Annotated in this window: 24 protein-coding genes; 12 read left to right on the top strand and 12 right to left on the bottom strand. The window is 67.4% G+C overall.

Translation table 11 applies throughout. The annotated features are described in order from the left end of the window. Positions 1 to 9: 9 nt before the first annotated feature. Positions 10 to 657 carry a GntR family transcriptional regulator gene (locus B0W80_RS09430; protein ID WP_076998858.1) on the top strand — a complete coding sequence of 216 codons (648 nt, stop codon included), beginning with the start codon at positions 10 to 12 and terminating at the stop codon, positions 655 to 657. 23 nt (positions 658 to 680) lie between these two features. Here B0W80_RS09430 and B0W80_RS09425 read toward each other — a convergent pair whose 3' ends face one another. Further along, a complete protein-coding gene (locus B0W80_RS09425) occupies positions 681 to 1,463 on the bottom strand; it encodes an IclR family transcriptional regulator (RefSeq protein ID WP_076998899.1) in 783 nt (260 codons plus the stop codon). Between the two features lie 97 nt (positions 1,464 to 1,560). Between B0W80_RS09425 and B0W80_RS09420 the strand changes: the two genes are divergently transcribed. Beyond that, positions 1,561 to 2,547: a tripartite tricarboxylate transporter substrate binding protein gene (locus tag B0W80_RS09420; protein ID WP_076998857.1), complete on the top strand. Its 987-nt coding sequence runs from the start codon at positions 1,561 to 1,563 to the stop codon at positions 2,545 to 2,547. A gap of 49 nt (positions 2,548 to 2,596) precedes the next feature. After that, positions 2,597 to 3,475 (top strand): TauD/TfdA family dioxygenase, encoded by an 879-nt coding sequence (locus B0W80_RS09415; RefSeq protein WP_076998856.1) that lies wholly within the window; start codon positions 2,597 to 2,599, stop codon positions 3,473 to 3,475. Positions 3,476 to 3,493: 18 nt separating this feature from the next. Here B0W80_RS09415 and dusA read toward each other — a convergent pair whose 3' ends face one another. The 7 genes from dusA to B0W80_RS09380 all read right to left on the bottom strand — a co-directional run bounded on the left by dusA (position 3,494) and on the right by B0W80_RS09380 (position 10,190). Beyond that, positions 3,494 to 4,480 carry a tRNA dihydrouridine(20/20a) synthase DusA gene (gene dusA, locus B0W80_RS09410; RefSeq protein WP_076998855.1) on the bottom strand — a complete coding sequence of 329 codons (987 nt, stop codon included), beginning with the start codon at positions 4,478 to 4,480 and terminating at the stop codon, positions 3,494 to 3,496. Between the two features lie 65 nt (positions 4,481 to 4,545). Continuing rightward, complete coding sequence (locus B0W80_RS09405; RefSeq protein WP_076998854.1) at positions 4,546 to 5,835, bottom strand: porin; 1,290 nt, start codon at positions 5,833 to 5,835, stop codon at positions 4,546 to 4,548. 70 nt (positions 5,836 to 5,905) lie between these two features. Beyond that, on the bottom strand, positions 5,906 to 6,334 hold the full coding sequence (locus tag B0W80_RS09400) for a nuclear transport factor 2 family protein (RefSeq protein ID WP_076998853.1): 429 nt from the start codon (positions 6,332 to 6,334) through the stop codon (positions 5,906 to 5,908). Between the two features lie 20 nt (positions 6,335 to 6,354). Then, entirely contained in the window at positions 6,355 to 6,975 is a 621-nt protein-coding gene (locus B0W80_RS09395) for a VOC family protein (RefSeq protein ID WP_083745275.1), read from the bottom strand. A 20-nt stretch (positions 6,976 to 6,995) separates the two neighbouring features. After that, positions 6,996 to 8,027 (bottom strand): tripartite tricarboxylate transporter substrate binding protein, encoded by a 1,032-nt coding sequence (locus B0W80_RS09390; protein ID WP_179106866.1) that lies wholly within the window; start codon positions 8,025 to 8,027, stop codon positions 6,996 to 6,998. Positions 8,028 to 8,075: 48 nt separating this feature from the next. Next, the gene (locus B0W80_RS09385; protein WP_076998852.1) at positions 8,076 to 9,104 is read right to left on the bottom strand and encodes an amidohydrolase family protein; all 1,029 of its coding nucleotides are present in this window, start codon (positions 9,102 to 9,104) and stop codon (positions 8,076 to 8,078) included. A 186-nt stretch (positions 9,105 to 9,290) separates the two neighbouring features. Beyond that, on the bottom strand, positions 9,291 to 10,190 hold the full coding sequence (locus B0W80_RS09380; protein ID WP_076998851.1) for a LysR substrate-binding domain-containing protein: 900 nt from the start codon (positions 10,188 to 10,190) through the stop codon (positions 9,291 to 9,293). A 128-nt stretch (positions 10,191 to 10,318) separates the two neighbouring features. Here B0W80_RS09380 and B0W80_RS09375 point away from each other — a divergent pair, with 128 nt between their 5' ends. From B0W80_RS09375 to B0W80_RS34805, 9 genes are all read left to right on the top strand, one after another. After that, positions 10,319 to 11,989, top strand: a complete 1,671-nt coding sequence (locus tag B0W80_RS09375; protein ID WP_083745273.1) for an FAD-dependent monooxygenase — start codon at positions 10,319 to 10,321, stop codon at positions 11,987 to 11,989. Beyond that, positions 11,986 to 12,963 (top strand): VOC family protein, encoded by a 978-nt coding sequence (locus tag B0W80_RS09370; RefSeq protein WP_083745272.1) that lies wholly within the window; start codon positions 11,986 to 11,988, stop codon positions 12,961 to 12,963. The genes B0W80_RS09375 and B0W80_RS09370 overlap by 4 nt, the downstream gene beginning before the upstream one ends. Next, positions 12,960 to 13,817, top strand: a complete 858-nt coding sequence (locus B0W80_RS09365) for a fumarylacetoacetate hydrolase family protein (RefSeq protein ID WP_076998850.1) — start codon at positions 12,960 to 12,962, stop codon at positions 13,815 to 13,817. Before B0W80_RS09370 ends, B0W80_RS09365 begins: the two co-directional genes overlap by 4 nt. Positions 13,818 to 13,843: 26 nt before the next feature. Beyond that, positions 13,844 to 14,830 (top strand): tripartite tricarboxylate transporter substrate binding protein, encoded by a 987-nt coding sequence (locus B0W80_RS09360; RefSeq protein WP_076998849.1) that lies wholly within the window; start codon positions 13,844 to 13,846, stop codon positions 14,828 to 14,830. Between the two features lie 39 nt (positions 14,831 to 14,869). Then, on the top strand, positions 14,870 to 16,345 hold the full coding sequence (locus tag B0W80_RS09355) for an aldehyde dehydrogenase family protein (protein ID WP_076998848.1): 1,476 nt from the start codon (positions 14,870 to 14,872) through the stop codon (positions 16,343 to 16,345). Further along, positions 16,342 to 17,535: an iron-containing alcohol dehydrogenase gene (locus B0W80_RS09350; protein ID WP_083745271.1), complete on the top strand. Its 1,194-nt coding sequence runs from the start codon at positions 16,342 to 16,344 to the stop codon at positions 17,533 to 17,535. Before B0W80_RS09355 ends, B0W80_RS09350 begins: the two co-directional genes overlap by 4 nt. 317 nt (positions 17,536 to 17,852) lie before the next feature. Beyond that, complete coding sequence (locus tag B0W80_RS09345) at positions 17,853 to 22,241, top strand: DEAD/DEAH box helicase (RefSeq protein ID WP_076998847.1); 4,389 nt, start codon at positions 17,853 to 17,855, stop codon at positions 22,239 to 22,241. Between the two features lie 149 nt (positions 22,242 to 22,390). Beyond that, positions 22,391 to 22,996, top strand: a complete 606-nt coding sequence (locus tag B0W80_RS09340) for a tol-pal system YbgF family protein (RefSeq protein ID WP_143684540.1) — start codon at positions 22,391 to 22,393, stop codon at positions 22,994 to 22,996. A 33-nt stretch (positions 22,997 to 23,029) separates the two neighbouring features. Then, positions 23,030 to 23,596, top strand: coding sequence for a hypothetical protein (locus tag B0W80_RS34805; RefSeq protein WP_143684539.1), 567 nt, complete (start codon positions 23,030 to 23,032; stop codon positions 23,594 to 23,596). Positions 23,597 to 23,609: 13 nt separating this feature from the next. Here B0W80_RS34805 and B0W80_RS09330 read toward each other — a convergent pair whose 3' ends face one another. The 4 genes from B0W80_RS09330 to B0W80_RS09315 all read right to left on the bottom strand — a co-directional run bounded on the left by B0W80_RS09330 (position 23,610) and on the right by B0W80_RS09315 (position 26,448). After that, positions 23,610 to 24,272, bottom strand: a complete 663-nt coding sequence (locus B0W80_RS09330) for a helix-turn-helix domain-containing protein (protein ID WP_076998844.1) — start codon at positions 24,270 to 24,272, stop codon at positions 23,610 to 23,612. A gap of 11 nt (positions 24,273 to 24,283) precedes the next feature. After that, entirely contained in the window at positions 24,284 to 24,622 is a 339-nt protein-coding gene (locus B0W80_RS09325) for a ferredoxin family protein (protein ID WP_076998843.1), read from the bottom strand. 11 nt (positions 24,623 to 24,633) lie between these two features. Beyond that, on the bottom strand, positions 24,634 to 25,059 hold the full coding sequence (locus B0W80_RS09320; RefSeq protein WP_076998842.1) for a cupin domain-containing protein: 426 nt from the start codon (positions 25,057 to 25,059) through the stop codon (positions 24,634 to 24,636). Between the two features lie 63 nt (positions 25,060 to 25,122). Continuing rightward, the gene (locus B0W80_RS09315; protein WP_083745270.1) at positions 25,123 to 26,448 is read right to left on the bottom strand and encodes an MFS transporter; all 1,326 of its coding nucleotides are present in this window, start codon (positions 26,446 to 26,448) and stop codon (positions 25,123 to 25,125) included. Positions 26,449 to 26,562: the final 114 nt, after the last annotated feature.

Below are 26,562 nucleotides of genomic sequence, written 5' to 3'. Positions count from 1 at the left end.
AGTCCGCCCATGTCCGCCGTCACCCTCACGCCGCGCGCCCTCTACGAAGAGGTGGCGGAGCTGCTTCGCCAGCGCATCTTCAACCGCGAGCTGGAGCCGGGCAGTTGGATCGACGAACTCAAGCTCGCCGACGAATACGGCATCAGCCGCACGCCCTTGCGAGAGGCGCTCAAGGTGCTGGCGGCCGAGGGCCTGGTCACGATGAAGGTGCGCCGTGGCGCCTACGTGACCGAGGTGTCGGAGAAGGATCTGGCCGACGTGTACCACCTGCTGAGCCTTCTGGAGAGCGACGCGGTCGGCGTCGTCGCCGAGCGGGCCACGGCGGCGCAGTTGTCCGAGCTCGAGTCGCTGCATGCCGAACTCGAAGCCGCCGCGATGCCGGGCCAGGTCGACCGCGCACATTTCTTCTCGATCAACGAGCGCTTCCACATGCGGGTGATGGCCATCGCCGACAACCGCTGGCGCGACCAGATGGTGGCCGACCTGCGCAAGGTGATGAAGCTCAACCGCCACAACTCATTGCTCAAGGCGGGACGCATCGCCGAGTCGCTGGAGGAGCACCGGGCCGTGATGGCCGCGATCAAGGCGCGCGACCCGGACGCCGCCATGGCCCGGATGCAGGCGCATTTCCGCAGCGGCCTCGAAGCCGCGAACTGAGCGGCTCGGCACGCAACGCCGGTTCAATCGGCCGGCGCTGCGATCCCGATTTCGGCGTTGATGAGCTGCACCGTCTCCAGAAGCTTCGGCGCGACCCGCGAGACCATGGTCTCGCGCGGCAGCAGGTAGGCCGGCCCGCCGCAGCTCACCGAATAGCGCTCCCCGCGCGGCCCGCGCAGCGGAAAGCCCAGCGCGTGGATGCGCGGATGCCATTCGCCGAACGAGCTGCAGTAGCCCAAGCGCGCGTAGTCCTCCAGGCCAGCCATGATGTGCGGCTCGAGCGCCGCCCAGTTCTCCCCGCTCGCCAGCCGTATCTGCGCCAGCAGCTCACGCTGTTCGTCCGCCGGCAGCGCCGCCAGGTAAGCCCGGCCAGCCGCCGAGGTGGCGATGGTCATGCGCGCCCCCACCTCGATGCGCGAGCTGATCAGCGCGTTGCGCGGCCGCAGCGAATCGATGATCAGCATGTCGAGCTGGTCGCGCACGCCCATGTGCACGCTGGCGCTGGCGAACTCCGCCAAAGCCGACAGGTGGGGCCGGGCCACCGTCCTCAGATCGAAATGCCGCAGGAAGCGGTTGCTCATGTCCAGCAGCGCCGGTCCCAGACTGAAGCGATCGGAGTCCGGCGCTTGGCGCAGATACCCGCTCGCCACCAGCGTCGCCGTCAGCCGGGACACGGTGGGCTTGGGGATGCCCGTCAGCTCCGCCAGTTCGCGGTTGCTCAGTGGGCCGGCCGCCTCCCCGACCACCTTCAGCACACCCAACCCGCGGGCCAGCGCACTGACTTCCGTGGCGCCTTGCTCAGACATCGAACTCATTTTTCAAAACACCATTTCATATTTCGGTTGACTTGGTCGTTCCGGAGCGTATTATTTCAAAACAATGTTCCATTAAAACGCACCTTCGATGAGACAACACACCCAAGCCACCCGCCGCCAGATTCTGATGACCGGCGCCCTGCTCGCCACCGGACTGGGCATCGGCCGTGAAGCCGCCGCCCAGGAGTTTCCGAAAGGCCCGGTCAAGATCATCATCCCCTTCGCCCCTGGCGGCCCCACCGACACCGTCGGCCGACTGATCGCCCAGAAGCTGCAGGACATCTGGGGCCAGCCGGTGATCGTCGACTACAAGCCCGGTGCCGGCACGGCCATCGGCGTGGACTTCGTCGCCAAGTCGCAGCCCGACGGCCTGACCTTCGGCATGGTGAACTCCTCGTTCGCGGTCAATCCGTCGCTGCGCAGGTCGCTGCCCTACGACACGACCAAGGACCTGGCCGGCATCACGCAGATCGCCAACCTGCAGCTCGCCATGGTCGCGCGGCCCGACGCGCCCTTCAACACCGTGCCGGAACTCATCGCCTACGCGAAGAAGAACCCGGGCAAGCTCACCTACGGCACCCCCGGCGCCGGCAGCACCACGCACCTGGGCGCCGAGTTGCTCAAGCGCGAAGCCGGCTTCGACATGCTGCACTCGCCCTTCAAGGGCAGCGCACCGGCCCACACCGAGCTGATGGGCGGGCGCATCGACATCGTGGTCGACCCCTTCCTCTCGGTGCTGCCCTACGTGAAGGCGGGCCGCATGAAGATGATCGCCACCCTTGGCGACAAGCGAGTGCCCGGCTTCGACTACCCCATCGTGGCCGAGACTCTGCCCGGCTTCAGCGTCAACGCGCTGCTGGGCTTCGTCGCGCCGCACGGCACGCCGCCGGCCATCGTGCGGAAGATCCAGGCCGACACCGAGAAGGTGCTGCGCCAGCCCGACATGCGCAAGCGCATCGAGGAACAGGGCATGGAGGTGGTCGCGTCCGAGCCCGAGCAGTTCGACGCCTTCGTCCAGTCCGAAATGAAGCGCTGGGCCCGCGTGATCCAGGAATCGGGCATCCAGGCCGAATGACCGCACCAGCAGCAGAAACAGCAGCAACAACAGCAGCAGAGAAGAACCCATGTCCCTCCGACTCAAACCCCTGCATCCCGTCTTCGCGGCTGAAGCCAGCGGCATCGACCTGACCCGCCCGCTCGCCGACAGCGAGGTGCGGGAGATCAACGCCGCGATGAACCAATACGCCGTGCTGGTCTGGCGCGGCCAGCCTCTCACGGGCCAGCAGCAGCTCGACTTCGCCAAGTCCTTCGGCCCGCTGGACCTGGGCCTCAAGAAGGTCTTCAAGCGCAAGGAGCGGCTGGAGGACGAGCACCTGATCGACATCTCCAACGTCGACGCCGAAGGCAAGGTGGCAGGCCGCGATTCGCCCAAGAACCTGTCGAACTTCGCCAACCAGCTCTGGCACAGCGACAGCTCCTTTCAAGACCCGCGCGCCGCCTACTCGATGCTGCATGCGCTGGTGCTGCCCAGCTGGGGCGGCAACACCGAGTTCGCCGACCTGCGCGCCGCCTACGACGGGCTGCCCGAGCGCACCAAGGCCGAGCTGCAAGGCCTGCGCGCCGAGCACTACGCGCTGCACACCCGCATCCTGCTGGGCGACGAGGCCTACACCGACGACCAGAAGAAGGCCATTCCACCCGCAGTCTGGCCGTTGGTCGAAACACACGCAGGCTCAGGCCGCAAGCTGCTCTTCGTCGGCGTGCATGCGCGCCAGGTCATCGGCTGGCCGACTGCCGAGTCGCGCATGTACCTGCAGGATTTGCTGGAGCACGCGACCCAGCGCGAATTCGTGTACCGCCACGAGTGGCAGGTGGGCGACCTGGTGATGTGGGACAACCGCGGCACCCTGCACCGCGGCCGGCGCTACGACATCGCCGAGCGCCGCGAACTGCGCCGCACGACCATCGAGGACGTGCCGGAAGCACGCCTGATGGCGGCCTGACGGCACGTCGTCAGGAAATCAGTCGACCACCGCAGCCGCGGCCGGCTGTTCGTGCGCGAGCGCCATCACTTCGTGCGGCGGGCGCGTCTTGAGCCGGTGGTCGCTCCACACCTGGCGCCAGCGGCGCGCGCCCGGCAGTCCATTGCGCAAGCCCAGCATGTGGCGCGCGATGTTCGACCACGGCGTGCCGTGCTCCGCGGCCTCGCGCGCCATGTAGTCGCACATGGCTTCTTCCACCGCCTCGCGCGTCAGCGTCGACGGCGCCTCGCGGTAGAACACCTCATCCCAGCGCGCCAGCCACCAGGGGTTGTGGTACGCCTCGCGGCCGACCATTACGCCGTCGAGCAGCCGCAGGTGCTGCTTCATCTGCTCGTCGTCGACGAAGCCGCCGTTGATCGAGATCGACAGCTCGGGAAAGTCGTGCTTCAGCCGGTGCACCAGCTCATAGCGCAGCGGCGGAATCTCGCGGTTCTGCTTGGGCGACAAACCCTTCAGCCAGGCATTGCGCGCATGCACGATGAAGCCGCCGCAGCCGGCCTCGCTCACCTGCCCCACGAAGTCGCGCACGAACTCGTACGACTCGGTCTTGTCCACGCCGATGCGGTGCTTCACCGTGACCGGCACGCTCACCACGTCGACCATCGCCTTCACGCAGTCGGCGACCAGCTGCGGCTCTTTCATCAGGCAGGCACCGAATGCGCCGCGCTGCACGCGTTCGCTCGGGCACCCGCAGTTGAGGTTGATTTCGTCGTAGCCCCACTCCTCGCCCAGCTTCGCGCAATGCGCCAGGTCCGCGGCCTCGCTGCCGCCGAGCTGCAGCGCGACCGGATGCTCCTCTGCATGAAAGCGCAGGTGCCGAGGGACGTCGCCGTGGATCAACGCGCCGGTGGTCACCATCTCGGTGTAGAGCAGTGCGCGGCGGCTCAGCAGGCGGTGGAAATAGCGGCAATGGCGGTCGGTCCAGTCCATCATGGGCGCGACGCTGACCAGGGAGTTTGCATGCATGCCCGCATTCTCCCAGCTGCCCAGCCACCCCTCGGCGAGCCGCGAGGCCGCAGCGAAGCCGAAGCTCAGAAGGTGTGACGGATGCCGAAGTCGTAGCCCATGGCGCTTCGGGGCGCATAGCCGCCGACACCTGCGCCCGTCGAGAGATAGGCCGCGCTTCCGCCCGTGCCGATGCCCATGACTGCCGGGTTGTTCTGTCCGTCGCGGATCCGGATCCTGGCGGCAGTGGCGTACAGAGCCGTGCGCTTCGACAGGTTGTGCACATAGCCGATCGCAAGCTTGCCGACCGAGGCATCCAGGTCGGTACCGAATGCGCTGATCGGCACCGCGCCGGGATCGTCCTTGAACTTGACGCGCGAGTACGCGGCGCGGATCAATCCAGGGCCGACCGGCACCGTCAAGCCGACCAAGGCGCCCGTGTACTTGTCCTTGGTCGCGCTGCCCAACCGCCCGATCGGCGTCAACGCGGACGCTTCGGCATCGTCGATGACGCGAGACAGCTGCGCGAACAGCTTGACGACGCCGAAGTCGTACGACGCGCCCAGGTTGGCGTTCTTGATCTTGCGCTCGGCTCGATTGCCGTTCGGCAGCAAGGAATCGATGGCCACGCTCTCGGTGTAAGACGCCGCCACGTCGAACGCGCTGTCGGCGTACCCGAAGCGGAACCCGTAGTGCTGCCCGCGTTTCGACGGGCTGCCCAAGATGTCGTCGGACTTCACGTTCTCATGCAGCGCGTACTGCAGCTGGCCGTAGAAGCCACCGAGATTCGGCGGCAGGAAGTAGCCGACCATGTTGCTGGAGCGCGCGTAGTTGTCCGTGCCGCCAGAAATGCCGCCGTTGAGCAGGCCGCCGCCCGCCAATGCCGAAGCGCGCGTGAGGTTCATGCCGACCGATCCGATGGCGGTGCCGCCCACGCCGATGTTGCCGAAAGGGTCGAAGAGCGTCTGAAGCCAGAAGGTCGGCGTGTAGTCGCGACCCAATCGCAGCTCGCCGAAGGGGCCCGAAAGGCTCACTGTCGAGCGCCTGGAGAAGGTGGACAGACCCACTGCCCCGTCGTCGTTGGTGATGGGCGACTCCAACCAGAACCCTGCCGACAACCCGCCTCCCAGGTCTTCCGTGCCCCGAAATCCCAAGCGGCTTGGAAGGTAGCCGCCGCTCGACAGCGCGGTCTGGCTGCGTTGCACGGAGGGCGTCAGCTGCGCGGCGCTGCCGATGGGCGTGATGCCGTAGGCAGCGCTCTTGACGCTGTAGTGGCTCACGGCCGCATCGACGATGCCGAAGACGGTGACCGACGATTGCGCAGAGGCACCACCCGATGCGGCCAACACGGCGATGGCAAGGGAACATTTCTTCAAGCAAGTCTCCTGGTTTTATGAAACGGGTTCAGCACGCGATTCGCGCGCGCCGGCACTGCGTGCATGGTGTTCAAGGTTGGAACACGAGCGTCGTGACGCGTCGCTTGAACTTCCAGCCGCTATCGGTCAAGACGTAGTCGTCCGCGTAGTCGACGATCACGGGCGCGGAAACAGGCAGCGGCTCTGGCCGCGCGGCGCCGTCTATCGCGGGGGCCTGGAACATCAACGCAGAACAGGTGCCCGTCGCCGTGCCGGGGCCGGTCATGTCGATCCGAACGTTGGTGCAGATGTGCCGCGTGGTCCTGCCTGCCGGCCGTCCGTCGAGGAAGCGCCGAATCGCGGCGTGGCCGATGCTGGCCTGCCCTGCTCGTTCGAACATGCCGTCCTCCGCGAAGAGGCGAACGAAGGCGTCGTAGTCGCACCGATCCACGGTCCATGCAAAGTCGTTGCACAGGCGGGTGCATTCGCGCTCGCAGCGCGGTGTGTCTTCAGGATTCATCGCTCGATCGGACCTGTGCGTCAGCGCAGGTTGATGCCGTCCACGCCCCGAGGTCCGCTTGGCGGGCGCTGCTTGATCGCAGCCTCGTCTTCGCCCGCGCGAAAGCGCCGGGCCAGGTCGGCGGGATCGAAATCGACACCGATCGGATTCGACTCGAAGGCAGGCGTGAAGAAGAAGGCACCGGCCTCTTCCACCGTGGCGCAGTTGTCGATCTGCAGTTCGACCTGGTTGCCGTCCGGGTCGGCGTAGTACATCGACGTCGTCGGACCATGATTGACGCACCACACCGGCCTGATGCCCAGGCCTTCGAGCCGTTCATAGGTGGCGACCAGATCGCCCAGCGATGCGTAGGTGAAAGCGATGTGATGCACGCCGCAGATGCCCGCGGGCTGGGCCTGCAGGCCAGGCACCTGGATCAGCGCGATGCGGTGGTGCTCGTCGTCGTACGCGAGGAAAGCGATGTGGCCGTTCGAGAAGGCGACGTCGGCGCACAGCACCGATCGGTACCAGCGCAGCAGCTCGTCGAACTTCGATGTGCGAAGCACGACATGGGCCAACCGTACCGGCGAGATGGCCGGTGCGACAGCGGCGGACGGTGCAGCAACGGGGGCCGTCCGATCGGGGTCGATGACTTTGTTCATCCAAGTCTCCTGGTGTCGTTTCAGTCCTGCGTGATCTTTGCGTCGGTGACGACCTTGCTCCAGCGCGCCATGTCGCGCTTGATGAGCGCGCCCAGTTCGGCCGGCGATCCGGTGCGCACCATGAGCCCTTGCTTGCCCAGGCTTTCCTTGACCTCGTCGGAGTTCAGCACCGCGACGAAGTCGCGATGGAGCCGCGTCACCAGCTCGGGCGGCGTGCGCCCCGGCGCCAGGACGGCGAACCAGGCGTCGACGCCGTTCATCGCGTCGATGCCCTGTTCCTTGAAGGTCGGCACCTCGGGTGCGAAGGCGCTTCGCGTCTCGCCGGTGACCGCAAGCAGGCGAACCTTTCCGGCCTGCGCGTGCGGGCGCATCGAATGCACGCTCGCGATCATCATCTGGACCTGGCCGCCCATCAGGTCGGTGATCGCGCCAGCGATGCCCTTGTACGGCACATGCACGACGTCGATGCCCGTGTCCTGCTTGAGCAGTTCCATCGCCAGGTGTTGCGGCGTGCCGTTGCCCGGCGTGGCGTAGTTGAACTTGCCCGGGTTCTTCTTCGCAAGGGCGACCAACGACTTCACGTCGGTGGCCGGCACGCCGGGGTTCGTCGCGAACACGAAGCTCGCCTCGGCGAGCTTGGCCACGGGCGCGAAGTCCGCGACGGGGTCGAAGGGCATCTTCTTGTAGATCGCCGGCGTCATCGTGAAGGTGTTGATCGCCATCAGCAAGGTGTGCCCGTCCGGCGCTGCCGCGGCCACCTGCTGCGCGCCCAGGTTTCCGCTCGCTCCCGGCTTGTTGTCGACGACCACGGGCTGACCCCAGCGCTGCGCCAGCTTCGGCGCGACGATGCGCGCGATGATGTCGCTTCCGCTGCTGGAGGTGAAAGGCACGACCAGCGTGATGGGCTTGCTCGGGAACGCCGGCGGCTGCGCCTGCACTGCCGATGAGAACAAAGCCACGCATGCCGCGGCCGCCAAGGCCAGCACACCGACGGTGGATGTCTTCAGAGCGCTCGCCGGAAGGGCCGGACGTTCAAGGGTGCCGTGTCTCATGCTCGATTCGCCTCGGTTGCATTCGAAGGGGTTGGTGTTCGACGACATTCACGCCTTCCCGATGTGTGACAGCCGCATCAGCTTGAGCGCGTTGCCCAGGTAAAGCTTCTCGCGATCCTCGTCGCTCAGATCCATGTCTTCGATCGAACGAATGCCTTCGCGGATGAACATGGGTCCGCCTTCGGGATCGAAGGGGCAATCCGATGCGAACACCACGTGGTCCACGCCGAAGAAGTCGAGGCCGCAGCGCAGTGCCGATCGCGAGCCGCCGAGCACGGTGTCGCCGTAGAACATCTTGAAGTACTCGATGGGCGCCTTCGACAGGCGCTTGAGCACGTCGGCTTCGCTGCCATCCGCGCTGCGGCTGCCCAATTGCGCCCACAGCGACTCGGCCCGGCCTGCGAAGTAAGGCAGCATGCCGCCGCAGTGGTGCGTGATGACGCGCAGCTTCGGCAGCTTCTCGAGCAGCCCCGAGAACACCATGCGCGACATGGCCACCGAGGTTTCGAAGGGCCAGCCGAGCACCTGCCAGATCTCGTACTTCGAGCGTTCTTCGCCCTTGTAGTCCGACGTAGTGCCCGGGCGGAACGGATGCATCCAGATCGGCAGGTCATGGTGGTTGGCCATGCGCTCGAAGATCGGAAAGAACTCAACATCGTCCAGCGGCCGCCCGTTCACGTTGGTGATGATCTGCACGCCCCTGGCGCCGAGCTGGTCGATCGCTCGATCCATCTCCGCCAGCGCCGCCGGCACGTTGTTCATCGGCAGCGATGCCACGAAGACCGGAAACTGCTCGGGCCAGCGCTTGCAGATCTCCGCCATGCCGTCGTTGGCGACGCGGGCGAATTCCGGCGACTGGTCCGGGCCGCCCAGGTACTCGGGCGCCGGTGCGCTCAAGGTCAGAACCTGGACGACATCGGGAAACTTCTCCACCAGCATCTTCGCGCGGGCTTCGAGGTCCCACAGCATCGGCAGGCCCGCCATGCGCTTGACGATGCCGATGTCCTTCGAATGCGTCTTGACGAGTTCGAAGTACGCGGGCGGCAGGACGTGGTTGTAGATGTCGATCTTTTTCATGGTCGGGTCTTGTCTCTCTTGGGCCAGGCACGCTAGCGGGTCGTTCGCCGCGGATGGTAGAGGCGCCCGCGTGAAAACAGCAGATGCCAAAAATGCGAAAGCGATACCTGGATCGGATCGCTGGCGGCGGCATCAGGCCATCGAGCCGCCTGGCGCATGGCGCCAGGACCTCAGGTCGTCAGGACTTCAGCGAACCGATGCGTGCGCCGCCGCGCGCCGCAGCAAATCGCACAGGTACTCCGTCGCCGGTGTCAACGGCAGTCCCGCACGTTGAATGATGCAGATGGGTGGGGCGGCCAGCGTCTCCGACACGTCGAAGGCCTGGAGCACGTCGCGGGTCAATGGAAAGCTCATCCATTGGGTCGGCAGCATCGTGAGCAGGTCGGAGTAGAGCAGCGACACGATCATGGTCAGCGCGGAATGCGCCTGCAGCACGAGGGTCGGCGCAGGCAATCCGTGCTGCGAGAACACCGGGCCAAGTTCATGTTCTGCCTGGGCGGTGATCGAGGTCGTAACCCATTCGGCATCGACCAGTTCGCGCAAGGTCGTCGCGCGGCTCAGCGGATGGCCCTTGCGCCCGACGATCACGCGGGTGTTGTCGAAGAGCTTTTCCATGAGCATGCCGTCGGGCAGTTGCTCTGGCGGCGGGCCCACGTAGCAATCGATGGTGCCGTCGACCATCTCGGCCGCCACCGTCGGGAACACGGCATCGATGATGTCCAGCCGGACGTCGGGATAGCGCAGGCGAAACGGCCGCAGCGCCTCGGGCAGCAAGGCCATGTGCGGCACCATCGACAGCGCCACGCGCACGTGGCCGTGCGACAGGCCGCGCAGCTGCGCGACCTCGTCGCGTGCGCGCAGTAGTTCGTTGTCGATGCTGCGCGCCCGCCGAATGAAGGCTTCACCGATCGCGGTGGGCACGATGCCGCGCGACCGCCGCTCGAACAGCGCTGCGCCCAGCTCGCGCTCGAGTTCCTGGATGCTGCGCGTCATCGCCGGCTGGGCAACGCCCAGCTCCCGAGCCGCAGCGCGCATGCTGCCCTGGTCCGCGACGGCCAGCAGATCGCGCAGGTGGTGCAGTTTCATAAGCCGGGTGATGCCAAAGAAGTATCAGTCGCGCGATCTTGCCATCTTCTGTTAATTCAGCCGGCTTTCTACGATCCGCGTCCAACAGATTCCCTGGATGCCAATGTCCGAGGGGCGAAGGAGACGAAGTGAACCGAGAGCAAATCACCGAGCACGACAGAGAGCACAAGGCGCAGCCACAAGTCCTGATCGTCGGCGCCGGCCCCGCAGGTTTGGCGTTGGCCATCGAACTGGGACAGCGCGACATCCGCTGCCTGCTGATCGAGCGCAACGACCGCGTCGGCTACGCGCCCCGCGCCAAGACCACGAACGTGCGGACGCGCGAGTACATGCGGCGCTGGGGCATCGCCGACAAGCTGCGCGCGGCCTCGCCGCTCGGGCTCGACTACCCGTCGAACGTGGTCTTCTGCACGCGGCTGAACGGCCCGCGCCTGGCGAGCATCGAGAACGCGATGAACTGCGCGCCGGGCAAGAACTCGCTGTACTCGGAACACGCGCAGTGGATTCCGCAGTACTCGGTCGAAGAAGTCATGCGCTCCCACGTGCAGACGCTGCCGAGCGTCGAGCTGCGCTTCAGTTGCGAGCTCGCGCTGTTCGAGCAGGATGCCGCCGGTGTCGTCGCCCAGCTGAATGACCTCGAGAGCGGCAGCAGCTTCGACGTGCGCTGCCAATACCTGGTGGGTGCAGACGGCGCACGCAGCACGGTGCGCGCGGCCATCGGCGCCAAGCTCGAAGGCGCTTACGGCCTCTCGCGCAACTACAACGTGGTGTTCCGCGCACCCGGTCTCGCCGAGGCGCATCGGCACGGCCCGGCCATCATGTACTGGCAAATCAACGGCGACGTGCCGAGCCTGATCGGCCCCATGGACAGCGGCGACAAGTGGTTCTTCATGCCCACGCAACTGCGCGAAGGCCAGAAGGTCACGGCAGAAGATGCGCCGGACCTGATCCGCCGTGCCACCGGCCTGTCCACGCAAGAGATCGAGGTGCTCAGCACCGACGAATGGGTGGCAAGCCGCCTGATCGCCGACAAGTACAGCGACCGGCGCGTGTTCCTCGTCGGCGACGCCTGCCACCTGCATCCGCCGTTCGGCGGCTACGGCATGAACATGGGCGTTGCCGACGGCGTCGACCTCGGCTGGAAGATCGCCGCGGTGCTGCAGGGCTGGGGCGGCCAGACCCTGCTCGACAGCTACGAACAGGAGCGCCGCCCGGTCCACAACTTCGTGATGGACGAGGCCGTGGCCAACCATGCCGTGCTCGGCAACCAGCTGTGGCAGGAAGGGCTGGAAGACGCGACGGACGCCGGCGAGCAGATGCGACAGGCCGTCGGCACGCGGATCAAGGTAGCGAAGATGCGCGAGTTCAACACGCTCGGTGTCGTGCTCGGCTACCGGTACGACAGCTCGCCCGTGATCGCGCCGGATGGCAGCGAGGCGCCGGTCATCGACTTCCTCAACTACGTCCCGAGCGCGCGACCCGGCGCGCTGGCGCCGCACGCCTGGCTTCACGACGGCACGTCGCTGTACGACCACTTCGGCCGGGGCTTCACCTTGCTGGCGTCGCTCGATGCCGACGCGACTGTGCTCGACGATGCGCGCCGGGCGGCAGGCGCCATCGGCGTTCCGTTGACCGTGATCCAGCCGGCGGAACGCGTGGTGGGACAGCTCTACGCCGCGCGATATGCATTGATCCGGCCCGACCAGCACGTGGCGTGGCGCGCGGATGCGTGGCCCGCCGACGGCGCGGCCCTTCTGAAACACGTCTCCGGCCAGGCCGTTCAAGGGAGCGTCCTGTGACCGAAGCATCCCTGCAGCCCCACCTGCAACGCCGCGCGAACGTGCTCGCCGTGCACTCCATCGATCGCTTCGTTTTCTCGGTGCCCGACCTGGACGAGGCCGAGCGCTTCTATGTCGCCTTCGGACTGAACGTGCGGCGCCACGCCGATCGCATCGATCTGCGCACCTTCGGTCATCCGCACACCTGGGCCTCGGTGTTCCAGAGCGGCGACGGCGCCAAGCGTTTCGAATACCTGAGCTACGGCGTCGACGAAGCGGACCTGCCCGCATGGCGCGAGCGCATCGAGCGGCACGGCTTGGCCTGCCCGTCGCATCGGCTGTCCGATGGCGGCGGCCTGTGGCTGCGCAACCCCGACGGCACGCCGCTGCAACTCGTCGCCGCATCGAAGGTATCGCCGAGCAGCAAGTCGCCGGCCACGCCTCGTGCCGATGTCGCGCCGGGCAGCGGCGCAGCGCCGGCCCGCAGCGCCGCACCGCAAGTACGGCCGCGCCACCTGTCCCACGTGCTGTTCTTCACGCCGGACGTTGCACGCATGGTCGACTTCTCGTCCAAGGTGCTGGGCCTCGGCTTGTCCGACCATTCCGGCGACGTGATCGCCTTCATGCACGGGCAGCACGGCAGCGATCACCACTTGGTGGCGTTCGCCAAGTCGCATGCGCCGGGCCTTCACCACTCGAGCTGGGACGTCGGGAGCATCGACGAGGTCGGCGGCGGCGCCGAGCAGATGCGCATCGCCGGCCACGACAAGGGCTGGGGTGTGGGCCGCCACGTGCTGGGGTCGAACTACTTCCACTATGTGCGCGATCCCTGGGGCAGCTTCGCCGAGTACTCGCACGACATCGACTTCGTCCCGCACGACCTCGACTGGCCTGCGGCCGACCACCCGCCGCACGACTCGCTCTACGTCTGGGGGCCGCCGGTCCCCGACGACTTCATCACCAACCACGAACCTGCTTCTGGAGCTTCCTCATGAGATTCATCGCTTTCACCAACGAACAAGGTCGCCCCGCGCTGGGCGTTCGCAGTGGCCAGGAGCTGATCGACGTCACCGCGCTCGGCCTGCCCGCCACGCTCGACGAACTGCTGCGCCAGGGCGACGCCGGCATGCAGGCCGCCCGCGACGCGGTGGAACGCGCCACCCATCGGCTGCCGCTCGACGGCCTTCGCTACCTGCCACCCGTCAGCAACCCCGCCAAGGCCTTCGCGATCGGACTGAACTACACCGACCACGCTGCCGAGAGCAACTTCGACGCGCCGAAGTACCCGGTCGTGTTCCAGCGCTATGTGTCGTCGTGGGTCGGCCACGAGGCCGCGCTCGTGCGCCCCAAGGTGTCGACCCAATTCGACTACGAAGCCGAGCTGGTGGCCGTCATCGGCCGTGGCGGGCGCTACATCCCCAAGGAACGCGCGCTGGAGCACGTGGCCGGCTATTCGCTGTTCAACGATGGCTCGCTGCGCGACTACCAGCTGCGCACCAACCAGTGGACGCTCGGCAAGAACTTCGACGCGAGCGGTTCCTTCGGCCCCGAGTTCGTGACGGCCGACGAGCTGCCTGCCGGTGCCAGCGGACTGCGGCTGCGCTGCCGCCTGAATGGCGAGACGCTGCAGGACGCCAACACGCGCAACATGATCTTCGACGTCGCCACGCTGGTGTCGTGCTGCTCCGAGGCGATGGCGCTGCAGCCGGGCGACATCATCATCACCGGCACGCCCGCGGGCGTGGGCATGGCGCGCAAGCCGCAGGTGTGGATGAAGGCCGGCGACGTGTGCGAAGTCGAGATCGAGGGCATCGGCGTGCTCCGCAATCCGATCGTCGACGAAGCCTGAGCCTCGATCCGCACCCAGGAGACAACATGAACACCCGCAACATCGTGGCCACCGCAGTCACGCTCGCCGCCCTGGCATTCGCTCCGGTCGTACGCGCACAAGCGCCGGCCGGCCTGACGACCGGGCCGGTGCGCATCACCAGCACGCTGCCGGCCGGCAGCGGCCCCGACACCATCGCGCGCGTGGTCGCGGAGAAGCTGCAGGCCAAATGGGAGCGGCCCGTCGTCGTCGACCCGAAGCCGGGCGGCGCCGGCGTGGTCGCCATCAACGCGATGAAGAATGCGCCGCCGACCGGCAACGATCTCGTCGTGGCCGACGTCGGCAACCTGTCGATCAATCCGCTGATCTTCAAGAAGCTGTCGTACGACCCGGACAAGGAACTGGTGCCCGTGGCAGTCCTCTACAAGACCGCCTTCTTCGTGACGGTGGGCGCAGACAGCCCCTTCAAGACCCTGAAGGACCTGCTGCAGGCCGCGAACGGAAAGACCCGGCCGCTGAGCTACGGCTCGAATGCGGTGGGCGGGCCGATCCATTTGTTCTCGGCACGGCTCGAACACGCGGTCGGCGCCAACATGATGCACGTGCCGTACAAGGAAACGTCGCAGCTCTATGCTGCGGTGTCGACCGGCGAGGTCGACTGGGCGTACGGCAGCATCGCCACCGCCGGCCCGCTCGCGCGCGCGGGCAAGCTGCGCTTCCTCGCGGTGGCGGACGTCGCGCGCTCGCCGGCGCTGCCGGATGTTCCCACGCTCGAGGAAGCCGGCGGTCCGCAGGGCATCAGCACGCTGTCGTGGGTCGCCCTGATGGCACCGCGAGGCACGCCGGCCGGCACGGTGGACGGCATCAACAAGGCGGTCAACGAAGCGCTGTCGCATCCCGATGCCAGGGACCGCCTGAACACCTTCGGCTTCATCGCCAGCCCCGGCCCTGCGCAGCAGGTCGCCGATCTCATGAAGTCGGACCGTGCGCGCTACGCCGAGGTGCTCAGGCACGTCAAGGTGTCGATCGACTGACGACGCGCAAGCCACCTGCAAGATCACGAGGATTTCGAGATGCTCCCTTCCCTTTCCGGCGGCGCGCACGCCTATCGCCAACTCATCGCGGGCGAGTGGGTCGGCGCCGAGAGCGGCCGCACCTTCGAGGACATCGATCCCTACACGGGACACGCGTTCGCCACGGTGCCCGCCTCCGGCGCGGCCGACGCCCAACGCGCCATCGACGCGGCCGACCATGCGTTCGCGGCCTGGGCGGCCATGGGTGCGCGTGCGCGCCAAGCGCTCTTCCTGAACGCGGCCACGATCCTGGAACGCCGCGCGGACGAGGTCGTGCGGCTCATGGCGCGGGAGACCGGTACGGCGGCGGCCTTCTCGCGTTTTCAGATCCAGTGGGCGACAGGGCTGCTGCGCCAGGCCGCCGGCTATCCGTACCTGCCGGGCGGCGAGATCGTGCAGTCCGACACGCCCGGCGTGTTCGCGATGGCCGTGCGCAAGCCGCTCGGCGTGGTCTGCGGCATCTCGCCGTGGAACGGCGCGCTGGCACTGGGCTTTCGCACCGTCGTCGCGCCGCTCGCCTGCGGCAACACGGTCGTGCTCAAGCCGTCGGAAGAAGCCCCGGTGTGCGCCGGCCTGTTGATCGGCGAAGTCCTGCACGAAGCGGGCTTTCCGCCCGGCGTCGTCAATGTGGTGACCCACGCGCCGGACGACATCGGCCCCATCGCGGACCGCCTCTTCGACAGCGCCAAGGTGCGCGCGTACAACTTCACAGGCTCGTCCTCCACCGGTGCGCGGCTGGCCGCGCGCGCAGGCGGCAAACTCAAACGCATCGCGCTGGAGTTGGGCGGCTACAACCCGATGATCGTGCTGGCCGATGCAGACCTTGCCTACTCCGTGGACACGGCCATCTTCGCGGCGTTCTTCCACCAGGGCCAGATCTGCATGAACACACGCAAGATCCTCGTGCATCGATCGCTGTACGACGAATTCCTGGCGCGCTTCGCGCAGCGCGCACGCGACCTGCGGGCCGGCGACCCGAGCGACCCGCACACGAAGCTGGGGCCGCTGATCAACGACCAGGCCTTGGCCAAGGTGCAGCGCGGGATCGATGAGGCACTGGCCTGCGGCGCGAGCCTGGTGGCGGGCGGCACGTCGCGCGGGCGCTGCTTCGACGCCACCGTGTTGGCGGACGTCAGCGCCGATGCACCCATCCACAGCGAAGAGGTGTTCGGGCCGGTCGTGCTGGTCGAAGCTTTCGACGACGAACGAGAAGCCGTGGCGGAGGCCAACGGCACGGCCTACGGCCTGTCGGCGTCGATCATGACCGCGGACGTGTGGAACGGCATCCGCCTGGGCGGCCAAGTGCAGGCCGGCATGGTCAACGTCAACGGACCCACGATGGGCGGCGAACCGCAGATCCCCTTCGGCGGCGTCAAGGACAGCGACTGGGCGCGCTTCGGCCGCTGGGCGATCGACATGTTCACCGACCTCAACCTGGTGACGGTGAGCCAGGAAAAGCGGCACTACCCGCTATGAACGATGGCCGCACCGTGAAACCGACAACCGCCGCCCTCGTGGTCGCACCCGCAGCCGCAACCGCATTGACACTCCCGCGGACGTTGTTCGGCCGAGGCGCCGTGCGGACGCTGTCTGCCGAACTCGAAGGCCTGGGCGTGCGCCGCCCCTTGCTGGTCACCGACCAGGGCCTGGTCGCGGCCGGCGTCTCGGCCCGCGTGGTGGCTGCCTGCGGGGGCGGCGTTTCGACCGTGCTCTTCGACAACGTGACCGAGAACCCGCTGTTCACCGATGTGGATGCCGGCGCCGCGGCTTACCTGGCGCACGGATGCGACGGCGTGCTCGCCGTGGGCGGTGGCTCGGTGATCGACACCGCCAAGATGATCGCCCTGCTGGCCGCCAACGCCGGAACGGTCGCCGACTACGCCGGCAAGCCCGGCGTGCCACACGGTCCCGCGGCGCCGCTCGTCGTGATTCCGACCACGGCCGGCACCGGCAGCGAAGCCTCGCCCTCCGCCGGCATCCACCCCGATGCAACGACGCCGTCGGTCGGCATGAACTCGCGGCATCTGGTGCCCAGGCTGGCGGTGCTCGACCCCGAACTCACGCTGAGCCTGCCGCGACGGCTCACCGCCGCCACCGGCATCGACGCACTGTCCCATTGCATCGAGGGGTATCTCTCCGAACGCGATCAGCCGCTCGGCAAGGCGATCGCGCTCGACGGCATCCGGCGAGTGGCGCGTCATCTTCGCCGCGCCGTGGTCGACGGCAACGATCTCGATGCACGAGCAGAAATGATGATGGCCGCCTACGCGGGCGGCGCGTCCATCGCCATGGGCCTCGGGCCGGCACACGCCGTCGCCATCGTTTGCAGCGACCAGGGCTTCCACCACGGCGTGCTGAGCGGAATCGGCCTGGTCGCCACGCTCGATGCGACGGCAGAACACGCACCCGCGCGGATGACTGCGGTGGCCGAAGCCTTCGGGCTCTCTTCCGGTGCCTCATTGGCTGCGGGCGTGGCAGCGCTGATGCGGGAACTGGGCCTGCCCGCCACCTTGGCCGAACTGGGCTACGCCGCGAAGGACCTGCGGGCCATGGCGGCCGCTGCCGAGCGCAGCCACTTCAACCTTTCCGCGCCGTTTCGCCCCAGCGCTTCGCAGTACGCAGCGCTGCTGGCGCATTCCATCGCAGTCGGTGACATGGATCCGTGAGCTCGGGCCTGGCGTTGGCGCGGGCAAAAAAAAGGGCTCGCAGAGCGAGCCCAAATGATTGCCTTTGCAGCAATCCCCCAGAGAAACAGTGAACGTAGTGTGCGCCTGTTTCCCCTGGGAGACGTGTGAAGAAATAGACGGAAGACCGACCAGAACCTGATGCTTTGTAACGGCCACGGCAGAGTTGGCGTAGAAGACGCGCCGAGTGGCGCAATCCAGCCAAATCGATGCCCGGAACAGACGCCATTCGCGTCCCGCCAAGCCGGTGCCGGGGGTGATTCGCCCCGCTCGAACGCCCTGCCCCGCAGCCGCGTAACATGCTCCGCAAGCCGGCCGCCGCGCGGCCCATCCACCTCATGCCCCTGGCCAATTTCCACCCCGCCGTTGCCGGCTGGTTCAGCCGCAGCTTTCCCGCACCCACCGAGGCGCAGACGGCCGCCTGGCCGGCGATTCGCGCCGGGCGGCACACGCTGGTCGCGGCGCCCACGGGCTCGGGCAAGACGCTGACCGCCTTCCTCGCTGCACTCGACGCGCTGGTGCGCCAGGGTCTGGCGCCCGAAGGCCTGCACGACCAGACCACGGTGGTCTACGTCTCGCCGCTCAAGGCGCTGTCGAACGACATCCACCTGAACCTCGAACTGCCGCTGGCCGGCATCCGCGACGAGCTCGCGCGGCTGGGCCTGCCCGACGTCGCGATCCGCAGCGCGGTGCGCACCGGCGACACCGCTCAGCGCGACCGGCAGCAGGCCCTGCGCAGGCCGCCGCACATCCTGGTGACGACGCCCGAGTCGCTGTACGTGCTGATGGGCTCCGCCTCTGGCCGCGGCATGCTCTCGACGGTGCGCACAGTGATCGTGGACGAGATCCACGCCATCGCCGCCGGCAAGCGTGGCAGCCACCTCGCGCTGACGCTCGAGCGGCTGGAGGCGCTGGCCGACGGGGCCATCACCCGCATCGGCCTGTCGGCCACGCAGAAGCCGATCGAAGAGGTCGCGCGCTTCCTGGTCGGCGCGGCGCACGTGCACGACGGCGTGGCCGACTGCGAGATCGTCGACATCGGCTACGCGAAGCGGCGCGACCTGGCGCTCGAGCTGCCGCCGCAGCCGCTGGGCGCGGTGATGACCAACGAGCAATGGGAGCAGGTCTACGGCCGCGTGGCCGAGCTGGTGCTGATGCACCGGACCACGCTGGTCTTCGTCAACACCCGGCGCATGGCCGAGCGGGCCGCGCGCCACCTGGGCGAACGCCTGGGCAAGCAAGCCGTGGCCGCGCACCACGGCAGCCTGGCCAAGGAAGCGCGGCTCGATGCCGAGCAGCGCCTCAAGCGCGGCGAGCTGCAGGTGCTGGTGGCCACCGCCTCGCTGGAGCTGGGCCTGGACATCGGCGACGTCGACCTGGTCTGCCAGTTGGGCTCGCCGCGCGCCATCGCCACCTTTCTGCAGCGGGCAGGACGCTCGGGCCACGCGGTCGGCGGCACGCCGAAGGCACGGCTGTTTCCGCAGTCGCGCGACGAGCTGGTCGAATGCGCGGCATTGCTGGACTGCATCCGCCGCGGGGAGCTCGACGCCCTGCGCATTCCACGAGCGCCGCTCGACGTGCTGGCCCAGCAGATCGTGGCCGAGACCGCCTGCCAGGAATGGGAAGAGGACACGCTCTTCGACATGGTGCGGCGGGCCTGGCCCTATGCCGCGTTGGAGCGCGCGCAGTTCGAGGCCGTGCTGTCGATGCTGGTCCAGGGCTTCGCCACCCGCAACGGGCCGCGCGCCGGCTACGTCCACCGCGATGCAGTGCATCACCTGCTTCGCGAACGCCGCGGCGCGCGCATGACGGCGCTGACCTCCGGCGGCACCATTCCCGAGACCGGCGACTACAGCGTGGTGCTGGAGCCGCAGGCCCACGCGATCGGCACGGTCAACGAAGACTTCGCGGTCGAAAGCCTGGCCGGCGACGTGTTCCAGCTCGGCAACACCAGCTACCGCATCCTGCGCATCGAGCCCGGCCGCGTGCGCGTGGAAGACGCCCAGGGCGCCGCGCCCAACATCCCCTTCTGGCTCGGCGAAGCGCCGGGACGCAGCGATGAACTCTCGCTCGGCGTGTCGCGCCTGCGCGAAGAGATCGCCGGGCGCATCGAGGCCGAAGGCGCGCCGGCCGCGGCGCGGTGGTTGCAGGGGCACATCGCAGGCCTGTCGGAAGACGCCGCGCGCCAGCTGGTGGACCACCTGGCCCGCACCCTGGCCGTGCTGGGCGTGCTGCCCAGCCAGCACCAGATCGTGCTGGAGCGCTTCTTCGACGAATCGGGCGGCATGCAGCTGGTCATCCATTCGCCCTTCGGCAGCCGGCTCAACCGGGCCTGGGGCCTGGCGCTGCGCAAGCGCTTCTGCCGCAAGTTCAACTTCGAGCTGCAGGCCGCGGCGACGGAAGACGCGATCGTGCTGTCGCTGTCGACCAGCCACAGCTTTGCGCTCGACGAGGTCGCGCGCTACCTGCATTCGGCCACCGCGCTCGACGTGCTCGTGCAGGCCCTGCTCGATGCGCCGCTTTTCGGTGTGCGCTGGCGCTGGAACGCGACCACCGCGCTCGCGCTGCCGCGCTTCGTCGGCGGCCGCAAGGTCGCGCCGCAGTTGCAGCGCATGAAGTCCGAAGACCTGCTCGCCAGCGTCTTCCCCGACCAGGTGGCCTGCGCCGAGAACCTGGCCGGCGAGCGCGAGGTGCCCGAGCATCCGCTGGTCGCGCAAACGCTCGACGACTGCCTGCACGAGGCGATGGATGCCGAGGGCTGGCTGGCCCTGCTGCGCCGCATGGAGTCGGGCGAAGTGAAGGTGGCAGCGCGCGACCTGCCCGCGCCCTCGCCGCTCGCGGCCGAGGTGCTGAGCGCCCGCCCCTATGCCTTTCTCGACGACGCACCGCTCGAAGAACGCCGAACGCGGGCCGTGCAGAGCCGGCGCTACAGCGATCCGGAAAGCGCCGACGACCTGGGCCGGCTCGACCCCGAGGCGATCGACGCCGTGCGCGAGGAAGCCTGGCCGGCGCCCCGCCACGCGGACGAGATGCACGAGGCGCTCAACGGACTGGGCCTGCTGACCGACGAGGAAGCCGAACGCGATCCGGCCTGGGCCGCCTGGCTGGCCGAGCTGGTCCAGGCGGGGCGCGCGACACGCCTGCTGCCGGCAGGCGAAAACGAGGGCATGTGGGTGACGGCCGAACGCCTGTCGCTACTGCGCCTCTTGCATCCCTCGGCCAGCCTGCAACCGCACATCGAAGCACCCGCCGCCTGCGCACAGCCGCCTGCCAGCCGCGACGAAGCCCTGCGCGAACTGCTGCAATCGCGCCTGGGCGGGCTCGGTCCCGTCACGCTGCCGCAGCTGGAGCGGCATCTGCGCTTGCCCCTCGCCGAGATCGAAACCGCCCTGCTGGGCCTGCAAGGCGAAGGTCTGCTGCTCAGCGGCCGCTTCACGCCCGGCGCTGCCGAACCCGAGTGGTGCGAGCGCCACCTGCTGGCCCGCATCCACCGCTACACGCTCAAGCGTCTTCGGCGCGAGATCGAGCCGGTCGAGCCGCGCGACTTTGCGCGCTTCCTTTTCGAATGGCAGCACGTGAGTGCGTCCTCGCGCGTCAGCGGCCCCGAGGCGCTGACCGGCGTGCTGACGCAGCTCGAAGGCTACGAGGCGCCCGCCGCGCTGTGGGAGTCCGAGCTGCTGCCCGCCCGCGTCAACGACTATTCCAGCCCCTGGCTCGACGACCTCTGCACAGCCGGCCGCGTGATGTGGACTCGACTGCGGCCGAACGTGGTCGAGGGACGCGCCGGTCGCGCCGGAACGTCGTTGCGCAGCACGCCGATCCTGCTGTTGCCGCGCCGCAGCGCCGCGCTGTGGACCGGCCTCGCCCCCACGCCCGCCGATGACGAGGCGCTGAGTTCGCGCGCGCAGCGCGTGGCCGCATGGCTCGGCGAGCGCGGCGCCTCCTTCTTCGACGAGATCCAGGACGGCGCCCGGCTGCTCGGCACCGAGCTGGAAGACGCGCTGTCGGAGCTGGTCGCCCGCGGCCGCGTTCGCTGCGACAGCTACGCCGGACTGCGCGCGCTGCTGGTGCCGGCCTCCAAGCGGGCCAGCACGCATGCCCGCCAGGGCCGCCGGCGCAATCCGCTGTTCGGCATCGAGGACGCGGGGCGCTGGTCGCTCGCGCGGCCGCCCAGCAGCGCCGACGCGCCCGCGGCCGATGCCGTCGAGCAGGTCGCGCGCGTGCTGCTGCGGCGCTACGGCGTGATGTGCTGGCACCTGATCGAACGCGAGGCCGCATGGCTGCCGCCCTGGCGCGAGCTGGTGCGCTGCTACCGCCGGCTGGAGGCGCGCGGCGAGATCCGCGGCGGGCGTTTCATCGCGGGCCTGTCGGGCGAGCAATTCGCCCTGCCCGAGGCCATCGGCCTGCTGCGCCAGGTGCGGCGCAATGCGCCCGATGGCGAGCTGATCTGCCTCTCGGCCGCCGACCCGGCCAACCTGCTCGGCAGCGTGCTGCCCGGCGGCCGCGTGCCGCGCGTGCCGGGTTCGCGCGTCCTTTACCAGGACGGCGTACCGATCGCGGCGAGCGTGGGCGGCGAGATCCAGTGGCTTGCACCCCTCGATGCGGCAACTGAACTGCAGGCGCGCAGGGCCCTCACGCTGTCGCCCGCCCTGCGCAGCAACGTCGGATTGCGGCAAGCCTTGGCTTGAACGCCGGTGTCGGCGTTGGCGGCGTAGCGCCTTGGACGGCACGGCGTGTGCATGCCAAGCGCCAGTTCAATCTATTCGATGTTTTCGCTTTCTTTGCGTTGTAAAAAGGCTGACCAGCAAATCCGCGAGTTGGAACTTAAACGCTGATCGTGTCCACTCACGACCTTCACAACAATTCCGGAGAGCGATGCATTTTGAATTTACCGTCTTCCTACGTTCATCCACCTTCTGACCCGAGAATTGCCGCGCTCGTGGAAGCGGCAACAGAAAAACTGCGGAATATTCAAAAGAACCCGACCGATTTTCAAGCGAACAGTGATTCCAGCCGAATGCCGAAACGGTTTCATGGCCACGGCCCGGAGTTCGACCGCGAACTTTACGAGGCGGCACTCGATCTGTGCAAAGACAACGAATTCGTACACGCTTTACCGCTGGCGCTGGTGTTGACCGCCAATGGCAGCCGCAACTGCCGCTTTCCCTTCCTTGCTGGCACCTGTCTTCAGCGCCTGGGCATGCCTGCCGAAGCCGGCGCCTTTTTCGAAACAGCAGCGGCGCTCGATGAAAAGTTCGATGTCACTGTGGCGGCGCAATACCGGCTGGGCGAATGCCTGCAAGCGCTGCAAATCCCCGATGCTGCGACCGCCGCCTTCGAGAAGACCATCGATTTCGCACGTTCGGATGAGCGACATCGACACTTTCAAATGCTCGCGGAAGCACGACTTGCGACATTGAGCGCCGGCACCTCCAGCATTTGATGCAACCATTCAAGCTTTGACCCAAACACAATCATGATTTCAACCAGCCCGCGCCCAAGCATCTTTGAATGTTCGCCTCAGCCACAAACCCAACTTCAACCTGAAGACCACGCGATTGCCGATCTCACAGACAGCGAATTGCCAGAGTTCCGCGCCTCTGAGCAGTCATCCGAATCTGAGGCTGAAAATTTTCAAATTGCAGCACCCGTCGACGTCGCGATTCAAGTTCCACTGAACGAGCACATCGACAATGACAGGCAAGCGCCTGGCAATACGGCTCTTCCACACGGAAATTCACTGACTCAAGCCCTGAGCAACATTCCAAACGACACGTGGCAGGCCGTGCGCGACTATTTCGACCATACGCCGCAACCGACCGTGATGTGCCATTTCATCGGTACGCCGCTCTGTGTCGGTTTTTTGATGACGATTGCCGGCGCGATCACATCCGCCAACGAGCAAATGTCCAACAACACCGATCACGGCAGCCGGGAAATGGTCCTGACCGGTGCTTCTGTCTGCGCTGCGGGAGCCGTCTTGGCCTCACTGGTCGGCGCCGTGATGCTCCAAGCTCTTCGCCGGTCGTCCGGCAACCACTGAACGGGTCGAAACCTCAACCCAGGTTGGCCGGCTTGCCCGGCGAGTACATCACCACCAGCGCCGTGGCCGCGCCCGAGAGCGCATGCCCACGGTGCGGCATGCGCGAATCGAAGTGGATGGTGTCGCCGGCTTCGAGGATGTACTTGTCCATGCCCACCTGCCATTCGATGCGGCCGGTGAGCACGTGCAGCAGTTCTTCGCCCTCGTGCTCGAAGAAGACGAACTTGTCGACCTCGGCCGGGAAGGAAAACAGGAACGGCTGCAGTGCGCGCCCCTCGGTGGCGTCGGTGAGCGCGAAGTAGTCGTAGCCGAAGGCGCTGCCGCCCAGCACCGTCTGCCGCTTCTCGTTGCGCCGGACCACGCTGGAGCCGCGCCACCGCGTCTGCACGCCCGCGCTTTGCAGCAGGGCCGCTGCCTCGATGCCCATCACGTCCGCGATGCGCGAGAGCGTGCCGATCGGCGGCACCTTCTTGCCGTTTTCGATGCGGGAGAGATACGCCTTGCCGAAGCCGGCGCGTTCGGCCAGTTCGGCAAGGGTCAGGCCGGCAGCCAGGCGCTGGTGCTTGATGCGGGCGCCGAGGTCGGCGGTGGGCAGTGCGGCGTCTTGCTGCTGCACCGGCTCCGACGCGCTCTCCGGGGCCGGGGCTGCTGCTGCGGGACGCTTCTTCGTTGGCATGTCGCCCGATTCTACGGAGGCCCCTCCCCGCCCCTGTCGAGCAGCGCGAGCTTGTCCGCGCGAGCGGCCAACGCATCGGCCTGCGGCAGCGGGCCCCGGTAGCTCGCCTTGGGCCAGCGGCGCGCGAGCTCTGCGTTGAGCGCCACGAAAGGCTGCATCGCCGCCTCGAGCCCGTGTGCCTGATGGATGGCCTGCACCGGGCACACCATCTCGCACAAGGCGCAGTTGGCGCAGGCGTCGGGGTCGATGACGACGAAGTTCGGCCCTTCGTGAAACGCCTCCTGCGGGCAGACCTCGATGCATTCGCCGTAGCGGCAGCCGATGCAGGCCTGGGTAACGACGTAGGCCACCGCGCTCGTCCTCAGGCCGTGGCGGGCTGCGCCTTCGCCTCCGACTGGAAGCCGGCGGTGTGGAAGAACACGTTGGGCTTGCGGTAGATGGCCAGCAGCAGGCAGCCTTCGTCGGAGCGCGTCTCGTGCAACGAGCCGGGCTGGCGCCACACGTACTGGCCGGCGCGGCAGATGCCATCGTGATCGTAGAAGCTGCCTTCGAGCACCCAGCTCTGCTCGATCTCGGGATGCTTGTGGAAGGGCAGCACGGCGCCCGGCTCCCACTTGAGCAGCACCGTCATCTCGCCGGCCTCGTCGTTGCGGTAGAGCACCTTCATCCAGATTTTTTCGAACTGGGACTTCTGCCATTCGAGCTTCTCGGGGTCGACGTAGATCGAGCCGCCCTTGGTGGGCTCGAGCTTGCCGGCGAGGCGCTGTGCGGTGTGGACGTTGGACATGAGATCTCCTTTGGAATGAATGAATGATCGGGTGAATGATTGGGTGGATGGAAAGGTCGGGCCTCACGACACCGACACGGATCGGTCGCGCGTCTCGTGCGCGAAGAAGGCGGCAGTGAGCGTGATCAGCGCCAGCACGATCAGCATGATGGAAACACCGGAGGTGCCGCCCAGCCGTTCGGTGAGCCAGGTGGCGAGCACCGGCGTCAAGCCGCCACCGATGGCCGCGGCCACCTGGAAGCCGAAGGACGCGCCGCTGTAGCGGGCACGGGCACCGAACAGTTCGGGGAAGTAGGTCGCCTCGGGCGCGAACATCAGCCCGTGGCCGAAGCTCAGGGCCACCGCGACCGTGGCCACGATGATCAGCGGGTCACGCGTGCCGAGCAGCCAGAACACCGGGAAGGCGAAGAAGATCGTGAAGATGGCGCCCGCGAAGTAGAAGGGCCGGCGCCCGAACTTGTCCGAGAGGTAGCCGAAGAGCGGGATGGTCACGATCTCGATCGCCGCTGCGATCATGATCGCGTCGAGGATCTGCGACTTGGGCAAGCCCAGCTTGGTGGTGGCGTACACCACCACGAACACGGTCAGCATGTAGACCCACGACACTTCCGAGATCTTGAGCCCGATGGCCACCAGAAAGCTCTTCGGATGCTTGAAGATCGCCTCTGCAAGCGGGTTGCGCGCGATCTCCTTCTTGGCCTTCATGGCCTCGAAGACCGGCGACTCTTCCACCTTCATGCGGATGAATGCGCCGAGGATCACGAGCACGATGCTGGAGAGAAAGGGCACGCGCCAGCCCCAGGAAAGAAACTCCTCCTCGGGCAGCTTCGACACCAGGGCGAACACGCCCGCCGAAAGGATGAGCCCGATCGGAAAGCCCACCTGCACGAGGCTGCCGCACAACCCGCGCCGCTTGGCGGGCGCATGTTCCAGCACCATCAGCGCCGCGCCGCCCCATTCGCCGCCCAGGCCGATGCCCTGCACGATGCGCAGCAGGATCAGCAGGACCGGCGCCCAGATGCCGATCTGTGCGTAGGTCGGCAACAGGCCGATGGCGAAGGTGCCCAGGCCCATGATGACCAGCGTGAGCAGCAGCATCGACTTGCGGCCCAACCGGTCGCCGAAGTAGCCGAACACGGCACCACCGAAGGGCCGCGCGAAGAAGCCGACTGCCGCGCTGCCCAGCGCGGCCAAGGTGCCGAGGAACGGGTCCACCGACGGAAAGAACAGCTTGTTGAACACCAGCGCAGCGGCCGCGCCGTAGATCAGGAAGTCGTACCACTCGATGATCGTGCCGAGCGTGCTGGCGAACACCACCCGGCCGACGCGAGGGTCCGCCTTCTTCGCCTGCTCCGCCGCTGCGGCGCCGTAGTCCTGCGTGATTTCCATCGCCTTCTCCAATCCTTGATCTGACACGCGCCGCTCGGCGGCGCTGCGACGGGCAACTTATGTTGTCCATTGGGAAACTATAGGTTGCCCGATCGGTCGCGTCAACGCGATGTG

It is taken from the genome of Variovorax sp. KK3, assembly GCF_001984055.1.
In the GTDB taxonomy this organism is placed as follows: Bacteria; Pseudomonadota; Gammaproteobacteria; order Burkholderiales; family Burkholderiaceae_C; genus Variovorax.
The sequence above is the reverse complement of the archived record's forward strand: the minus strand, read 5'-3'. Positions and strand labels throughout refer to the sequence as shown.

Bases quoted from the DNA above. Each gene is read 5' to 3' on its own strand.
- B0W80_RS09430 (WP_076998858.1), top strand. From the start codon at position 10: ATGTCCGCCGTCACCCTCACGCCGCGCGCCCTCTACGAAGAGGTGGCG.
- B0W80_RS09385 (WP_076998852.1), bottom strand. From the start codon at position 9,104: ATGAAAAAGATCGACATCTACAACCACGTCCTGCCGCCCGCGTACTTC.
- B0W80_RS09380 (WP_076998851.1), bottom strand. From the start codon at position 10,190: ATGAAACTGCACCACCTGCGCGATCTGCTGGCCGTCGCGGACCAGGGC.
- B0W80_RS34805 (WP_143684539.1), top strand. From the start codon at position 23,030: ATGATTTCAACCAGCCCGCGCCCAAGCATCTTTGAATGTTCGCCTCAG.
- B0W80_RS09350 (WP_083745271.1), top strand. From the start codon at position 16,342: ATGAACGATGGCCGCACCGTGAAACCGACAACCGCCGCCCTCGTGGTC.
- B0W80_RS09425 (WP_076998899.1), bottom strand. From the start codon at position 1,463: ATGTCTGAGCAAGGCGCCACGGAAGTCAGTGCGCTGGCCCGCGGGTTG.
- B0W80_RS09390 (WP_179106866.1), bottom strand. From the start codon at position 8,027: ATGAGACACGGCACCCTTGAACGTCCGGCCCTTCCGGCGAGCGCTCTG.
- B0W80_RS09355 (WP_076998848.1), top strand. From the start codon at position 14,870: ATGCTCCCTTCCCTTTCCGGCGGCGCGCACGCCTATCGCCAACTCATC.
- B0W80_RS09315 (WP_083745270.1), bottom strand. From the start codon at position 26,448: ATGGAAATCACGCAGGACTACGGCGCCGCAGCGGCGGAGCAGGCGAAG.
- B0W80_RS09345 (WP_076998847.1), top strand. From the start codon at position 17,853: ATGCTCCGCAAGCCGGCCGCCGCGCGGCCCATCCACCTCATGCCCCTG.
- dusA (WP_076998855.1), bottom strand. From the start codon at position 4,480: ATGCATGCAAACTCCCTGGTCAGCGTCGCGCCCATGATGGACTGGACC.
- B0W80_RS09420 (WP_076998857.1), top strand. From the start codon at position 1,561: ATGAGACAACACACCCAAGCCACCCGCCGCCAGATTCTGATGACCGGC.
- B0W80_RS09365 (WP_076998850.1), top strand. From the start codon at position 12,960: ATGAGATTCATCGCTTTCACCAACGAACAAGGTCGCCCCGCGCTGGGC.
- B0W80_RS09395 (WP_083745275.1), bottom strand. From the start codon at position 6,975: ATGAACAAAGTCATCGACCCCGATCGGACGGCCCCCGTTGCTGCACCG.
- B0W80_RS09330 (WP_076998844.1), bottom strand. From the start codon at position 24,272: ATGCCAACGAAGAAGCGTCCCGCAGCAGCAGCCCCGGCCCCGGAGAGC.
- B0W80_RS09415 (WP_076998856.1), top strand. From the start codon at position 2,597: ATGTCCCTCCGACTCAAACCCCTGCATCCCGTCTTCGCGGCTGAAGCC.
- B0W80_RS09360 (WP_076998849.1), top strand. From the start codon at position 13,844: ATGAACACCCGCAACATCGTGGCCACCGCAGTCACGCTCGCCGCCCTG.
- B0W80_RS09400 (WP_076998853.1), bottom strand. From the start codon at position 6,334: ATGAATCCTGAAGACACACCGCGCTGCGAGCGCGAATGCACCCGCCTG.
- B0W80_RS09320 (WP_076998842.1), bottom strand. From the start codon at position 25,059: ATGTCCAACGTCCACACCGCACAGCGCCTCGCCGGCAAGCTCGAGCCC.